General features: G+C 70.2%; 16 protein-coding genes and 1 tRNA gene. 6 read left to right on the top strand and 11 right to left on the bottom strand.

Annotated features, from left to right (window positions below):
* Nucleotides 1-6: 6 nt before the first annotated feature.
* From ACBJ59_RS14320 to ACBJ59_RS14305, 4 genes are all read right to left on the bottom strand, one after another.
* A complete protein-coding gene (locus tag ACBJ59_RS14320) occupies nucleotides 7-705 on the bottom strand; it encodes a FadR/GntR family transcriptional regulator (RefSeq protein ID WP_375110646.1) in 699 nt (232 codons plus the stop codon).
* 92 nt (nucleotides 706-797) lie between these two features.
* Nucleotides 798-1,325, bottom strand: a complete 528-nt coding sequence (locus tag ACBJ59_RS14315; protein WP_375110645.1) for a DUF305 domain-containing protein — start codon at nucleotides 1,323-1,325, stop codon at nucleotides 798-800.
* Between the two features lie 105 nt (nucleotides 1,326-1,430).
* A complete protein-coding gene (locus ACBJ59_RS14310) occupies nucleotides 1,431-2,534 on the bottom strand; it encodes a phosphotransferase family protein (protein ID WP_375110644.1) in 1,104 nt (367 codons plus the stop codon).
* Nucleotides 2,531-2,884 (bottom strand): GNAT family N-acetyltransferase, encoded by a 354-nt coding sequence (locus ACBJ59_RS14305; protein ID WP_375110643.1) that lies wholly within the window; start codon nucleotides 2,882-2,884, stop codon nucleotides 2,531-2,533. The genes ACBJ59_RS14310 and ACBJ59_RS14305 overlap by 4 nt, the downstream gene beginning before the upstream one ends.
* 97 nt (nucleotides 2,885-2,981) lie before the next feature.
* Here ACBJ59_RS14305 and ACBJ59_RS14300 point away from each other — a divergent pair, with 97 nt between their 5' ends.
* Nucleotides 2,982-4,034 (top strand): LLM class flavin-dependent oxidoreductase, encoded by a 1,053-nt coding sequence (locus ACBJ59_RS14300; protein ID WP_375110642.1) that lies wholly within the window; start codon nucleotides 2,982-2,984, stop codon nucleotides 4,032-4,034.
* Between the two features lie 69 nt (nucleotides 4,035-4,103).
* Here the strand turns inward: ACBJ59_RS14300 and ACBJ59_RS14295 are convergent, their stop codons facing one another.
* A complete protein-coding gene (locus ACBJ59_RS14295) occupies nucleotides 4,104-5,696 on the bottom strand; it encodes a sulfatase (protein ID WP_375110641.1) in 1,593 nt (530 codons plus the stop codon).
* A 163-nt stretch (nucleotides 5,697-5,859) separates the two neighbouring features.
* Here ACBJ59_RS14295 and ACBJ59_RS14290 point away from each other — a divergent pair, with 163 nt between their 5' ends.
* Nucleotides 5,860-6,339 carry a YcxB family protein gene (locus tag ACBJ59_RS14290; protein WP_375110640.1) on the top strand — a complete coding sequence of 160 codons (480 nt, stop codon included), beginning with the start codon at nucleotides 5,860-5,862 and terminating at the stop codon, nucleotides 6,337-6,339.
* Between the two features lie 8 nt (nucleotides 6,340-6,347).
* Here ACBJ59_RS14290 and ACBJ59_RS14285 read toward each other — a convergent pair whose 3' ends face one another.
* Complete coding sequence (locus ACBJ59_RS14285) at nucleotides 6,348-7,760, bottom strand: prenyltransferase/squalene oxidase repeat-containing protein (RefSeq protein WP_375110639.1); 1,413 nt, start codon at nucleotides 7,758-7,760, stop codon at nucleotides 6,348-6,350.
* Nucleotides 7,761-7,943: 183 nt separating this feature from the next.
* On the opposite strand from ACBJ59_RS14285, the gene ACBJ59_RS14280 reads away from it, so the two are divergent.
* Nucleotides 7,944-8,957, top strand: coding sequence for an HIT family protein (locus ACBJ59_RS14280; protein ID WP_375110638.1), 1,014 nt, complete (start codon nucleotides 7,944-7,946; stop codon nucleotides 8,955-8,957).
* On the top strand, nucleotides 8,947-10,065 hold the full coding sequence (locus ACBJ59_RS14275; protein WP_375110637.1) for a thiamine-monophosphate kinase: 1,119 nt from the start codon (nucleotides 8,947-8,949) through the stop codon (nucleotides 10,063-10,065). The genes ACBJ59_RS14280 and ACBJ59_RS14275 overlap by 11 nt, the downstream gene beginning before the upstream one ends.
* Nucleotides 10,066-10,126: 61 nt before the next feature.
* On the opposite strand, the gene ACBJ59_RS14270 is transcribed toward ACBJ59_RS14275, so the two are convergent.
* Nucleotides 10,127-10,360 carry a hypothetical protein gene (locus ACBJ59_RS14270; RefSeq protein ID WP_364115867.1) on the bottom strand — a complete coding sequence of 78 codons (234 nt, stop codon included), beginning with the start codon at nucleotides 10,358-10,360 and terminating at the stop codon, nucleotides 10,127-10,129.
* 120 nt (nucleotides 10,361-10,480) lie between these two features.
* A complete protein-coding gene (locus ACBJ59_RS14265; RefSeq protein WP_375110636.1) occupies nucleotides 10,481-11,413 on the bottom strand; it encodes an NADP-dependent oxidoreductase in 933 nt (310 codons plus the stop codon).
* Nucleotides 11,414-11,546: 133 nt separating this feature from the next.
* Here ACBJ59_RS14265 and ACBJ59_RS14260 point away from each other — a divergent pair, with 133 nt between their 5' ends.
* Nucleotides 11,547-12,080 carry a MarR family winged helix-turn-helix transcriptional regulator gene (locus tag ACBJ59_RS14260; RefSeq protein WP_375110634.1) on the top strand — a complete coding sequence of 178 codons (534 nt, stop codon included), beginning with the start codon at nucleotides 11,547-11,549 and terminating at the stop codon, nucleotides 12,078-12,080.
* 49 nt (nucleotides 12,081-12,129) lie between these two features.
* Here ACBJ59_RS14260 and ACBJ59_RS14255 read toward each other — a convergent pair whose 3' ends face one another.
* Nucleotides 12,130-13,068, bottom strand: a complete 939-nt coding sequence (locus ACBJ59_RS14255) for an AraC family transcriptional regulator (protein ID WP_375110633.1) — start codon at nucleotides 13,066-13,068, stop codon at nucleotides 12,130-12,132.
* 73 nt (nucleotides 13,069-13,141) lie between these two features.
* Between ACBJ59_RS14255 and ACBJ59_RS14250 the strand changes: the two genes are divergently transcribed.
* A complete protein-coding gene (locus tag ACBJ59_RS14250) occupies nucleotides 13,142-14,125 on the top strand; it encodes an SDR family NAD(P)-dependent oxidoreductase (RefSeq protein ID WP_375110632.1) in 984 nt (327 codons plus the stop codon).
* Between the two features lie 79 nt (nucleotides 14,126-14,204).
* Here ACBJ59_RS14250 and ACBJ59_RS14245 read toward each other — a convergent pair.
* Nucleotides 14,205-14,278, bottom strand: a tRNA-Thr gene (locus ACBJ59_RS14245).
* A gap of 170 nt (nucleotides 14,279-14,448) precedes the next feature.
* Nucleotides 14,449-14,538 (bottom strand): hypothetical protein, encoded by a 90-nt coding sequence (locus tag ACBJ59_RS14240; protein ID WP_375110631.1) that lies wholly within the window; start codon nucleotides 14,536-14,538, stop codon nucleotides 14,449-14,451.
* Nucleotides 14,539-14,599: the final 61 nt, after the last annotated feature.

The raw sequence follows: 14,599 nt of genomic DNA, 5'->3' as shown, positions 1-14,599 counted from the left end.
TGGTTCTTATCGGGGGGTTCGCAACCTTTGCTCTACAACCGTCTTCACGTCGACCAGGTGGGCCCGCATGCGCGCCTCGGCCTGCGCCGCATCGCCTGCTTCGATGGCCTCCAGGATCGCCAGGTGCTCGTCGTAGTCACGGCGCCGGTCGTCGAAGATCTGCAGGATCTCGCGCTGCTCCGGCCCGTGGACGGTGAGCAGCGAGTCGACGACCTCGTGCAGCACGCTGTTGCCCGCCATCCGGGCGGTCGCCCGGTGGAAGGTCATGTTCGCGTCGTGCAGCTCGGCGTCCTCGCCGCGCAGGTGCCTGCCCGCCTCGTCGAGCACCCGCCTGAGCGCCGCCAGCTCCTCGCGGCCGACGTGCTCGGCGGCCATCGCGGCCAGCGGCGGCTCGATCACGATGCGCGCGCCGAGCAGCTCCAGGAGCTGGGCGGCGTGGATCTCGCGCATGTTCGGGTTGGGCAGGACCAGCCGTTCGATGTCGGCCCCGACGTAGATGCCGGAGCCGTGCCGCATCTCGATGGCCCCGGTGGCCTCGAGCCTGCGTAGCGCCTCGCGCAGCGTCGGGGTGGTGACGGCGAAGCGCTGGGAGAGCTCCCTGGTCGAGGGCAGCCTGTCGCCGGGCCGGTGCCCTCCCGTACGGATGAGCTCCAGCATGCGCTCGGTCAGAGCGTCGGAAAGCGTGGGCCGCGCAACCTCGGACATATCAAGTGATCTAATCACTTCTGGCGATCGGCGTCTATGAGGAAAGTGTTTTTCGCCCCAGGAGACGGGTGATGGTGCGGATCGCGGCCGTCCTACTTCTTGATCAGGTTCATCATGATGTCGATCTGGCCCTTGCGGGAGCTCTGCACCTGGGCCGCCCACCGCTGGACCTCGGGGTTGGCGCCGCCCGACACCTCGGCGGCGGCCATCTGAACGGCGTCGTCCTGGTGCGCGATCAGCAGGTTGCACAGGTCGTACTCGAAGTTCTTCGACTTCTTCAGCGCCTGGACCTGCTTGACGTCGGTCTCCGGCATGCCGCCGTGGTGATCGTGGGCGCTTGTGGCCGGGGCGAGCGGCTGGTCCCAGGAGTGCAACCAGCGCAGCATCATCTCGACCTCGCCCTGCTGCGTGCTCTCGATGGCCGCGGTCAGCGTCTTCAGCTCGGGAGTGGTGGCGCGGGACGTGCCCACCTTGGCGATCTCGATGCCCTGCCGGTGGTGCTGCACCATCATCTGGACGAACATCACGTCCTCGGCGTTCACCTGCGGCTCGGGCTCGCCCTGACCGCACGCGGCGGCCAGCAGGAGGCACAGGGCCGCTAAGACCTGCCTTACGCGCACTGGTGACTCCTCTAACTGATAGGAAACCTTCCTAAGAGTTGACGATTTCCACCAGGCGCGCAAGGCCCGGCACATCCGCACCGTAACCGTACACAAGGGGTTACGTCATGTCCGCAGGAAGCCGAGCGCCTCCTCCGTGTGCTGCCGGGCGATGCCCAGCATGAACTCCCGGTCGGGGAAGTCCCCGTCGAGCAGCCGCAGCGGCCCCGCGACCAGCGACAGGTGCTGGGCCAGGCGATAGAACCGCAGCCTGCGCTCGTCCAGCCCGTCGACGCGCAGCGCCGCGTAGTGGTCGTGGAAGCGGATGCGCAGGAAGACGTGCTCCCATTCGACGTCGAAGAACATGGTGCCCTCGATGTCGATGAGCACCGGCTCGTCGTGCTCGTCCATCAGCACGTGGTCGGGCCCCAGCTCGCCGTGGATGAGACCGTGGTCGGAGCGCGGCTCCACCCTCGCGGCCAGCTCCCGCGCCTTCTCCTCCAGCGCCTCCCGGGCCCGCCCGATCGTCACGACCCGCGACGCGGCCTCGGCCAGGTCCCGCAACGCCCACTCCAGCACCAGCTCGGGGCAGGACCGCCGCAGACCCTGGCCGCTCTCGACCAGCGCGACCCGCCCGAGCTCCGGCGACCGGCACCCGGCCATCGCCCGCAGGCTGCCCGCGAGCCGGTCCAGCGCCTTCGGGTCCCTGCCGAGCCGCTCCTCCAGCGTGCCGCCGCGGACGTCCTCGATCAGGGCGACGTCGGCCGGGTAGTGCTCGTGGCCGGCGTCGGCGAAATGCAGGCGCGGAACGCGTACGCCGAGGGAGCTCAGGCGCGCGTGCGCGGCCTCGAAGAGCCGCAACCCGGACGGCTCCGTATCCCTTGCCGCGGTGTCCCAGAAGTTCTCCTCCTCGGACCAGACGTAGAGGACGACGCTCGGGCCGCTGTCGAAGGAGAGCCGATAGACCCCCTTGCTGCTGCCCCCTCGGAGCCGGTCCACCCCGGCGAGCCGGCGGCCGGGCCCGAAGACCTCGCGCACCAGACCGCCGAGCCGCTCCCGATCCGCGAACCTACGCGGCCCCCTGCCGCACCGATCCCCCACGGCCGGTGCCGCGTCGCTCATGTCCCCCGCTCCAGCCGGGGCCGCGCCGGTCATGTCCCCCGCTCCAGCCGGGGCGGCGCCGGTCATGTCCCCCGCCCCAGTCGGGCCCGCGTCTGCCTGCTCGCTCACAGCCCCTGCTCCAGCCAGTGCCGCATCGGCGCGAAGCCCAGGCCGTCCTCGAAGAACGCCAGCGCCGTCTTGTTGACGGCCCACACGTCCGTGACCAGGCTCGTGCAGCCCACCTCCCTGGCCGCGACGCGAACCGCCTCGACCAGCGCCGAGCCGGCGCCGCCCCTGACCGCCGCCGGATCCACCGCTATGTGCTCGATGGCCGCGAAGTTCCTGGGCCGCGTCAGCACGTCGCCGGCACGTCGGTGGACGGTGGCCGTGACGTAGCCGATCGCACCCCCGCGCGACTCGGCCAGGACGGTGGCGTCTTCCTGTGTGGCGGGTCGCACCCGTATTCGGTCGTCTGTCATGGAGGGATCGTGGACCTCGATCATCGGGCGGCGCCACGGGTTTTCCCGGCCGGTCCACGATTGACATCAACTTCGCTTGAGGTTGCACCGTGTCGGCATGGGACTCTTCGAGATCGGCGTCATTCTGCCCGGGGTAGCCGTACAGCGCAGGGACGGCCTCACGCTGCAGGATGCCGCCCGGCACGCCGAGGACGCGGGGCTGGACGGCATCTGGCACGGCGACCACCTGGCCGTCGGCGGGCCGACGCTGGACGCGCCGATCGCCCTGGCCACCGCCGCCGCCGTCACGAGCCGGATCCGGATCGGCACCAGCGTGTTCATCCCGGCCATCCGCCCCCTGGCCTGGGCCGCCAAGCAGATCGCGACCCTCGCGTACGTGTCCGGCGACCGCCTCGTGCTCGGGGTGGGGTCCGGGGGCGGCGCTGGGCAGTGGGCGGCGGCCGGGGTTCCGTACGGGGAACGCGGGCGGCGTACGGACCTCGCGCTGGAGCTGCTCCCCCGGCTGCTGGCAGGCGACCCGGTCACCCTGCCGACCGACCACACCCCACCCGGACCCACCCCTGACCAGCCACCCACACCCGACCCCGCCACCCCCGCGCCCGGCCGGCCGCGCCTCCCGTCCGAGACCGGACACCGGCAGAAGCCGGGGCCGGTTTCAGCGGCCGGGCAGCGGCAAGGGCCGGGCGGTGCCGGGGCGAGCGTCCAGTTGGCGCCTGCCGTGGCGATGCCGCAGGTGTGGGTCGGGAACGCCTCGGCGGCGGCGATCCGGCGGGCGGCCCGCCTCGGCGACGGCTGGTTCCCTTCCCTGATCTCACCCCACGAGGTCGCCTCGGGCCGGGCCCGTCTGGCGGAGCTGGCCGCCGGGCACGACCGCCCGGCGCCGCTCATCGCGATCGGCGGCACCGCAGCCCTGGGCACCGGCCCCGGCCTCCCCTCCCGCGAGGAGATCGCCTCGAACATCGCCACCGGCTACGGCCGCCCCCTCCAGGACGTCATCGACCTCCCGCTCACCGGCCACCCGAAGGCGGCCGCCGAACGGCTGGCCGAGTACCGCGAGGCCGGCGCGACCCACGCGGTCATCGGCATCTCGGGCGGCGACTGGCGCGCCCAGGTGGACCTGCTGGCCGAGGTCAGAAGCCTGCTGGGCTAGCGGCTCCCCAGGGATCGGCGACCCGCGGGGGTCAACCGCTCCCCAGGCGTCTGCCCTTCGGCGCGCGCGTCAGCCGAGCCGCGAGGCGGCGGTCCAGCAGTCCTCGGCGCCCGGCTGCCCGCACCCCCTCAGCCGATCGAGCACCCTGCCCAGATCGGCGGTCCTGGCATGGTCCGGGTCGTTGGACTCCTGCCCCGGATCCCGCACGGTGTCGTAGTACTCGGGCCTCGGATCCCCTTCGTACTCCACGTACAGCTCCCCGGCCGTCCGCACGGCCGCGTAGCTCGGCGGCCCCGGGTTGCCCGGCTGCGGTTCCTCGGCATCCGGGTCCGGCTCCCCGGGCGCGGCCGGATCCGGCTTGACGTGCTCGATCAGCGCGGCCTGCCGCCAGTCCGTCACCTTGCGCCCCTGGACGAGCGGCAACAGGCTGCGCCCGTCGCGGTTCTCCGCCGTCACCCCCGCCATGTCGAGGAAGGTCGCGAAGAGGTCCACGTTCTGGGTCAGTGCCGCGCTCACCAGATCACCCCGCCGCCCGGCGGCCGGCCGCTTGACCAGCAGCGGCACCCGTACGTCGTGGTCATAGGCGGTGGACTTGCCGCGTACGAGCCGATGCTGCCCCAGGTGGAACCCGTTGTCGCTGGTGAAGACCACATAGGTGGCCCGGCGCTCGGCCTCGGTCAGCGTGGCCAGCACCCGCTCCACCATGTCGTCCACCGACTGCACCATCCGGATCCGGTCCCGGAAGTCCTTGCGCAGCTCCTTGACCAGGCTGGGCCCGATGGGCGCCCGCCGGACCCAGGACGGCTTGTCGGCCGTGTCCTCGTCGAACGCGGGCAACGCGGCCACGTCGATGGTGGCGCAGTCGGGCCCGCCGCAGTCCCCGTGCGGAAACTCGCCGGCGGGAAACTGGTTCTTCGGCCGGTCGCGCCGCGCGGGCGGGAAACGCGGCTCCTTGTCACCCGGCTGGGCCCCGATCCTGGCATGCGGCGCGAACGGCGAGACCTGGAGGAAGAACGGCTCCCCCGGCGCGTGCCGCCGAGACCGCTCGATGAAGTCCACGGCGCGCTGCCCGAGCTCGTCCACCAGATAGGTGCCGCCGGAGGGGTCGATCGGCTTGTCCCCGGCCGTCTCCTCCTTGATGTAGCGGGTGAGCTGGTACTTGAACTCGCTGTATCCACCGCCCGCCGACACGTGCCACTCGTCCCACCCGACCGGCACGTGATAGTCGTCGGCCACCGGATATTCGTTGATGTACTTGCCGAGGTAACCCGTCCGATAGCCGGCCTGGTCCAGCGCGACGGCATACGTACGCCCCTCGTGTGGCGCGAACGCCCGGTAACCGCCACCGTCCGACCCCGTGTTCGTGGCGACCCCCGTGTTGTGCGGGAACTGGCCGGTGAACATGGAGGCCCGCGACGGGCAGCAGAGCGAGTTGGACACGTAGTAGTCGGTGAACGTCGTGCCGTCGTGGGCCAGGCCGCGCACGGCGTCCATGTACTGGAGCAACTCGGCCGACATGTCATCGACCAGGAAGAAGATGATGTTCGGCCGTCTGGGCGCGGCCGACGACGTCCCGGCCCCCGCCTGCGTGGCCACGGTCATGGCCAGCACGACGGCCAGCGCCACCGCCAGGCCTCTCCTGATGTTCCCCGCCACGGACATGACTGCCCCTCTGACAGACGATGGAGATCGGCGTCGACGCTAATCCCGGACGAAACCTCCGGGCAACCGATCCGCCCTCCAAATCTCCTGGGAAACCGCGAAGTTGCCGCCGGCCGGCGAAGTCCAGCAGGATTGTCGGCACACTTTCCACGAAGGCGGCCTGGTGGATTTCACCGTTCAGTACGACCCCACTCCCGACGAAGTCGTGCGGGCTTTCGAGCAGGGCGCGAAACGCCAGCTCAGGTTCTTCTACCGGCTGCTCCCGTCAATCCTGGTGATCGCGGGCGTCGTATGCGTCCTGACGGGCGGGCGCGCCCTGGGCGTCGGCATGTTCGCCGGAGCGGTCGCGTTCCCCTTCGTCCTGAACTGGTCGATCCGCCGGATGTCCAGGCGCCAGGTCGCCTACCTCTGCGTGCCCACCACGCTCCACCTGACCGGCGACGGGTACGAATGCCGCACGGAACAGATCACCACCACCATGCGCTGGTCCTTCTTCACCGAAGTGGTGACGGGCCCGGAATTCTGGCTGCTCATCGTGAACAAGCAACCCGCGGCCTTCCTCCCCAGGCGCGCCTTCACCCCGGAGCAGCAGGCCGAACTGGAGGCGGTCCTGTCGGCGACGGGAAAGACGGGGGCCGCCTGAGGCACGGCTCACACGGCCTCGCTCTGACGCCTCCCCGGCCGGCCCTTGGCCTCGCGGTTCTTGCGCCCGTTCCTCCTGCGCTGCTCCACCACGAAGAGCAGGAACGGAAAGATCAGCGAAAGGGCGAACTCCTTCATGCCCAGGCCTCCCAGCCCCACGGCGAGGCCGCCGGCGCCCACGGAGACCACGACCAGCCCCGACGGCCAGTGACGGGTCAGCCTGGAGCGCAGCACGACCTTGCGGTGATGGGCGCGCAGGATGGCGGCCGGCGAGCGGTCCCGCGCGCTGCCGCGCTGCACGACGACGGCCTCCCGCGACCAGGTCGTGATGTCCCCGGCCCGCAGCAACGGCACGCGCTTCAGGTCGAGGAGGGCCTGCATGCAGGGCCAGGTGCTCCAGAGCGTCGGCTGCTTGCTGGTGTACTGGCCCGGCCAGTAGCCGGAGAAGCGCCTGTCGTCGTCCTCGGTGATCTGCGAGCGGATGATGGTGTTGGCGGCCCTGGTGACGAGACCCGCGGGCGGGCCGTCGGGGTGGCGCAGGAGCGCCGACAGCGCGATGGGCAGGGCGTGATGGTAAATGACCTGATCCCATCCCTGGTCGCGGTCCCGGTCGTCATTTCTGGAATTCGGGTACGGGCTCACGTGATATGACTCGATGGACCCGTCGATAATGGTCGGATCGACATTCTCGCAGAGCCAGGAATAAGCCCGCAGCAAACGCTGGTCCCGCCATGTCGCGTTGATCTCCGAGAGGGTGAGGAGCACGAAAGACGTGTGCGGCACCGTGGTCTGCTCCCCGGCATTGGCGCTCCATCCGAAATTGCCCTCGTCCTGTTGCCGCAGGAGCCAGTTGACCCCGTCCGCGACGGCCTTGTGCCGGGGGTGGAGGCAGTTCAGCGCGCGCAGGCCCAGGCAGGTCAGCCACACGCGCGATCGGCATCCGCGATGCGACCCCCAGCCGCCGTCGTCGTTCTGGTTGTTGATCAGCCACGAGAGCGCGCGCCCCACGTCCGGCCCGCCCTCCGCATGGTGCAGCCGGGCGTGTCCCAGGAACCTCGCCACCCAGCCCGTCGCCTCCATCAGCGGGACCCGGGCCTGCGTCTCGGTCCACCAGCCGCCGTCCTGGAGGGGGTCGTCGGACGCCACCTGGCTGGCCCGCAGGAACGACAGGCCGGCATCGAAATTCGCGAACCCCACCTGTTGCTCATGGAACGCGGTCAGGGCGATGGCGGTCGCGGTCGCCGCCGGCTTGGGGTCGGCCAGCCTGTGGTGCCACCCGCCCCCGTGGGGTGTGGCGGTGTAGGTGGCCTTGAGGAGGCCGAGCGCAGCTTTCAGACACTCATCGACGTGCATTACGTCAATCGCTTGCGCCATACGGAATGCCGATCTACCTGAGGGGTTGTCTAGAGAGATACCCGGCATTCATGCACATATCACCTTGCGTACTTTATGAGCACTATGCGGCTGGAGTAACACAAGGGATTGCATGCAATACTGACTTGGGTGTCATCTCGCAAACACTCACTCGGGCATTTTGTATCATTCCTCCCAAAATGGGGAGATGTGGTCATGATAGGCGGCCACCACGATGATGCGGCACAATTGATGGCAGATGGGCGATATGTAGCCCATCATGCGCAGTGGTCGGGATCGAATTCGCCGGGGCACCCGCGCTCGCTGAGACGCGCCCCTCTCGGCGACTCCAAGCTCCCCTACCCGGCCGCCGCCTTCGCCGGCGCCTGGCTCCACGTCGAAGCGGACACCCCCAACCCGGAGAAGCTGCTCGGCGAGATGGCCCGTACGGTGCGTGCCGAAGGCGTGATCGGCGTGCACACGGCGGACGCGACCGACCTGCACGACTCGATGCTCGCCGAGGCCGACCGCCTCGGGCTGCGCCCGCGACCCGGCGGAGCGGGCCAGTCGTTCGTGGCCACCGCCCCGGACCTCGCGGACGGCGCCCACGGCGACGAGCACTGCGTCTTCTGCCACCCGCTCCGGTTCCGGATGAACAGCGTCGCGGGCCTGCCCGGCGCGGCCGGGGTGCTGTGGGGCGACGACAACGTCTTCGTCATGCCCGACCTCGCGCCCGTCGCGCCCGGGCATCTCCTCATCGTCACCACCGAGCACCTCACCGCGCTGGCGAGCGCCGACCCGGGCCTCATCGACGTCGTCGAATCGGCGAAGAACCGCGTACGAGAGCTGTTCCGGGCCGCCTACGACGGCTCCGACACGGTCTTCGTCGAGCACGGCCCGGCCCAGCCGTCCGGCGGCGGCAACTGCGTCGACCACGCGCACCTGCACTGCCTGCCGGCCGCGCTGGTCGGCTCCATCGGCGACGAGCTGGACGCGTTCCTGGCGGAAGGCCGACTTCCGGTGAGCCGGACCCGGGTCACCTCCCCGCACGACGTGCGAGCGCCGTACATTTATCTGGAGGAGGCCGGAACAGCCCAGGTGGCACACCTGGGACCGGTGGTCACGAGCCAGCTGCTGCGCCAGATCGCGTTGCGGACGACCGGCGACACCGGGCCCTTCCGGTGGCAGGAACGCTTCGTGCGACACGACAGTGTGCGACTCCACCATGACACACTCGGCTCCCTACTACCCTTCCTTGGCCCGTGAAATGAACCTGCGTCCCGGCGCGACCCTCGCACAGTACGGCGAGCGCGCCATCCTCGAAGACGTCGTCCTGCCCCGCTTCGGCATCCAGTCCGACGACTGCGCCACGCTCGCGCCCGTCCCCGCCGGTCACGACATCGTCATGACCATGGACCCGTGCCCGACCCCCGTCGTCTGCCTCCTCGAACAGCACCTCGACGGGAAACCCGTCGACTACTGGCACTACGGCCGGCTCACCGTGCTCATCAACGTGAGCGACCTGGCGGCGATGGGCGCCAGGCCCGCCGGTCTGCTGGTCTCGACGGTGATGCCGGCCGACATGCCGATGACCGACTACAACCGGTTCCTCGACGGGCTCGAGGAGGCCGGCGAGGAGTGGGGCTGCCCCGTCCTCGGCGGCAACATCAAGGACGGCGACGTCTTCACGGCGACGGGCACCGCCGTGGGCACCGTCCCTCGCGGGACCGCGCTCGCCAGGACGGGCGCGAGCACCGGCGACCTGGTGTGCGTCCTCGGGGACATGGGCCTCTTCTGGTCCGCCGTGCTCGCCCGGCTGCGCGACGTACGGCTCGACGGTCTCGACCCCCAGCATTCACGTGCCCTCGACCAGGCCCTCTACCGGCCCTCCGCCAAGGTGGAGATCGGCATGGCGCTGGCGGCCGAGGGGCTGGTCACGGCCTGCATGGACGCCTCCGACGGTGTGAGCGGCTGCCTGGTGGAGCTGGCCCGCCGCAACGGCGGGTCCGTCCACCTCGACCAGGCGCTGCTGACCCCGTCGGCGCCCGTCGCGTACGTGGCCGAGGCGCTGCGTGTCGACCCCCGCAGCCTCATGCTGGCGTGGGGCAACTGGGAGCTCGTCGTCACCACGCCACCCGGCCGGCTCGACGCGCTGATGGCCCTGGCCGCCCGGCACGGCACCACCTGCCGACAGATCGGCGAGCTGCGGGACCCCAAGGATCATCTGGTCCTGCTCGACGGGGAAGAGGTGACGGACTTCTCCTCCGAGCGCTTCACGAACCGCTCCTACTTCACGCACGGCCTGAACGCGTACGCGGACTGGCTGCTCAAGCAGACCTTCACCGTCCCGCCCGCGGCAGAGGAGGGCCTCTAGGCTCTCATCACCCCGCCATGCCCCGGCCACCTTCCGCCCGGGGCATGGCACCGCCGACCGGTCAGAGCGTGAGGCAGCCCACGAGCGGGACCTCGGGCGGGACGGTCACGGCGGCGACGGGATCCGCGGCGCCGCCGGTCGTGCAGTTGGTCATCAGGATGGGATCCACCTTGCTGGCCGACTCCAGGACCTGGACCTTCGCGGGATCGACGACGGCGTGGGCGGCTGTGGCGGGCAGGGTCATGCCACCGGCGACGGCGATCAGCGCGGCTACCTTACGGGGCGATACACGCATCCGAAACCTCCTCGATGTGTATGCGAACAACTATCGTTCGTTACGGATAGTAGTTAAGACCTAACGCCTTGTACATGACAGGTACATGAGAAACGCGCCGCCGTTGCGCTCCCGTATCGGTCAGGGGGTCAGGACGGTCTTGCCGGCCAGCCGTCCGGCCGCGGCCTCGTCGTGCACGGCGGGCAGGTCGGCCAGCGTCCGTCGCCCGGCGACGTCGATCCTCAGATCCCCGGCGTCGACCCGGGCGACGAGCTCGGCGAGCTGGGCGGCATCGCTGCGCACGAAGACCCGCACCGTACGCACCCTCCGTCCGGCGTCCTCGGGCCCCGGGGTGGTGGTGCTGACGAAGACCCCGCCGTCAGCGACCAGCTCCACCAGCGCCGCCGTCTCCTCCGGGCCGGTGGACACCAGGTTCAGCACCGCGTCGAACCGCTGCCCGGCCACCGCCTGCGGCAGCGGGGTGGCCGTGTAGTCGACGATGCGATCGGCACGATAGGAGCGCACGCGGTCGAGGCTGCGCGGGCCGGCCGTGGCGGTCACGGTCGCACCGGCCTGCTTGGCCAGCTGGACGGCGTACCCGCCGACGGCACCGCCCGCGCCGTTGATCAGAATCGTCTGCCCGGCCTCCAGACCGGCGTGCTCGAACAACGACTGCCACGCCGTCAGCCCGGCCGCGGGCAGGGCGGCGGCGTCGGCCAGGTCACCGGTACGGGGGGCGGCGGCCAGCGTCCCGGCGGGCGCGGCGACGTACTCGGCGGCGGCGCCGGGCGCGGTCATCGGCAGGAACGCCACCACCGCGTCCCCGGCCTTCCAGCCGGTCACCCCCTCGCCGACCTCGGCGACGACCCCGGCCACGTCGAAGTTCGGCACGTGCGGGAGAGCCAGCGGGAACACCTCCCGCAGATAACCGGCCCGGATCGCGACGTCCACCGGATTGAACGAGGTGCCGGCCACCTTCACCACGACCTCCCCCGCACCGGCCACCGGACGGTCGGCCTCCTCGTGGACCAGGACGTCGCTGTCGCCGTAGGAGTGGTAACGCACTGCCTTCATGATCTCTCCTCCGCTTGGTGCTTCGAATTTGAAGCGCATGATGACGGTAACGTGCTTCGAGTTCAAAGCAATACCTTTGAGAGGGGTGACACTCGTCACAGTGCTACGAATTCAAAACAGATACGATGGAAGAGTGATCCAACAGGCCGATGACGCCGGCGCCGATGACGTCCAGCCGCTCGACCCCCAGCAGCTGGGGGCCTACTTCGTGCTGAGAGAGGCCGTCAGCCTCCTTGAGCACCAGGTCGAGCAGCAGCTACGCGCCGACGGCGACATCAGCTACGTGCAGTTCACGCTCCTGGCCCGCCTCCACCACGCCGACGGCCCCCTGACCATGACGCAACTGGCCGACGGCGTCGTCTACAGCCGCAGCGGCCTGACCTACCAAGCCGGCCTGCTGGAGAAGGCCGGCCTCATCACCCGCGGCGCCACCCCGGAGGACGAACGCGCCACCCTGGTCACCATCACCGACGAGGGCCGCGCCCTGCTCGAACGCGTCCTGCCGGGTCACGTCCAGCTCTCCCGCCGCCTGCTGTTCGACCCCCTGACCGACGACGACGTACGCCGGCTCGGCGACATCATGACCCGCGTACGCGACCACATGCGCGCCCAGCCACCCCGCTCCGCCGCCCCCCGCAAGCGCCGCTCCAGCCCCAAACAGGACTGACCCCCGACTTGGGCTCAGCGCGCATGCCTCGAGATGGCCGTACCGACACCTAACCGGCGCGCCCCGACAGTTCACCCCGCACCCGGTACCGGTAGCGCAGCGGCGACACCCCCACCTCCCGCTTGAACGCGGTGCTGAAGGCACTCTCCGACGCGTACCCCAGCTCGGCCGCCAGCGACCCGACGCGGACATCGCCGTCACGAAGAGCCCGCTGCGCCAGCAGCATCCGCCAGCGGTTGAGATAGGTCAGCGGCGGTACGCCCGCCACGGTCCGGAAGCGTTCGGCGAACGACGTCCGCGACATCGCCGCGGCCCGCGCCAGTTCCTCCAGACCCCAGTGCCTTCCGGGTTCGGCGTGCATGAGGCCGAGCGCCGGGCGCAACCGCTCGTCGGTCAGCACCCGTAGCCATCCCGGGGGCAGCTCGGCCTGGTCGACGTACGCGCGCAGCACCTCGAGCAGCAGGAGCTGGCCGTACTGCCGGATCGCGAACGCCGAACCCATCCGGTTCGCGATCACCTCCTCGAACAGCCGGTCGAGCGTGCCGCGCAGACTCGACGCCGCGGCAGCCGATGCCCGGACCACCCCCACCGGCGGAAGCGCCTGCAGGAGCAGGGTCCGACCGGCCGGGTTGAGGTCGACGCGCCCGCCGATGACGACGTCGTCGGTACCGCAGTCGGCGCCGACGAAGCGGGTGAAGGAAAAGCCCTCCTCAGGCACGATCTCGCGGGGCGGCCCGTCGCCCGTGCCGCCCTCGAGCCGCAGCCACGACCGGTTGTTCAGGATGGCGACGTCGCCCGGTCCGAGCTCGACCGGCCCCTCGATGCCGTCGGCGGTCAGCCGCCCGCGCCCGCACACCACCGCGAGGAGCTTCAGCGGATCCTCGACGGCGGTACGCGACACCCAGGGCCCCCGCGCCGCGAAACCACCCGACAGCAGACCACGGACCTCGACGAGGTCGAACACCTCGGACAGCTGATCGACGACCATTTCCGTACTATCGCGCAAGAAAACCGGACCGTCAAAGATTCAAAGTACGAGCGACCACGCGCAGAGTGGTGACATGACCAAGAACCAGTACCCCATCGGATCCGGCTTCACCGCGGCATCGACAGCTGACGAGGTGCTCAAGGGCATCGACCTTTCCGGCCGGAACGTCGTCATCACCGGCGGCCACGTCGGGCTCGGCCTGGAGACCACGCGTGCGCTCAGCAAGGCCGGCGCGTCCGTCACCGTGGGGTCGCGGAACCCGGACCGTGCCGCCCCCGCGCTGGCCGGGATCGAGCGCGTCGAGGTCGGCCGGCTGGACCTCCTCGACCCGACGTCGATCGACGCCTTCGCCACCCGCTACCTCGATTCCGCTCGTCCGCTCCACATCCTGATCAACAACGCCGGCATCATGGCCGTCCCGCTGGTCCGAGACGCGCGCGGCTACGAATCACAGTTCGCGACCAACCATCTCGGCCACTTCCAGCTGACCCTGGGCCTGCTCCCCGCCCTGCGCGCCGCTCACGGCGCCCGAGTCGTCAACGTGACGTCCGGCGGCCACCGGCTCTCCGACATCCGCTGGGACGACCCGCACTTCACCACCGGCTACGACGGCATGCTCGGCTACGGCCAGTCGAAGACCGCCAACGTCCTGTTCGCCGTCGAGCTGGACCGCCGATGGGCCGCGGACGGAATCCGCGGCTACGCCGTCCACCCGGGCATCGTCGTCGGCACGAACCTGGCCCCGTCGATAACCGAGGACGCGCTGCGCGCCATGGGCCTGATCGACGCCGCCGGCCGGCCGATCATCGACCCCGACCGCGAGAAGAAGACACCCCAGCAGGGCGCCAGTACCAGCGTCTTCGCCGCCACCAGCCCACTGCTCGCCGACATCGGCGGTGTCTACCTGAAGGACAACGACATCTCCCCACTGGACACCCCGAGACCCATCAACTTCGGCACCGAGGACGACATCCCGTCCGACGTCGTACCGCACGCCGTCGACCCGGACTCGGCACGACGGCTGTGGGAGCTGAGCGAGCAACTCCTCAAGGCGTAACGCCCTCGATCACCGAAGTGGCCGCCGACGCCCACGCAAAAGGCCCTCCCGGATCATCCGGGAGGGCCTTCGAACTGTGAGCCGCCTTGGGGATTCGAACCCCAGACCCCTTCATTACGAGTGAAGTGCTCTGGCCGACTGAGCTAAGGCGGCATCTGCCGTGCAGCGTGAAAGAGTCTACAGGAGCCCGGGGGGTTCTCGCTCCCACCGATCATCCGATGCCAGGACAGATCGCCTCGCCCTCCGGCGCCACCCCCGCCACCAGGTGTCGGCCACACACCGCGACCCGTTGAGGTACGCGGTGTGCCCGTCGCCTCCGTACCTCAGCAGCACACCCGACCCCAGTTCGCCGGCCAACCCCCGGCCCACTTGTAAGGCGTGGCCGGATCGCGCTCGGTGCCGATGACCAGCATCGGCCCGGCCCCCTTCGCGGTCAGGGAACGGTTGTGGAGCAGGAGCGGCCCGTCCCCCTGA

It is taken from the genome of Nonomuraea sp. MTCD27, from assembly GCF_041950495.1.
GTDB lineage: Bacteria > Actinomycetota > Actinomycetes > Streptosporangiales > Streptosporangiaceae > Nonomuraea.
This window is presented reverse-complemented; position numbering and strand designations above follow the sequence as displayed.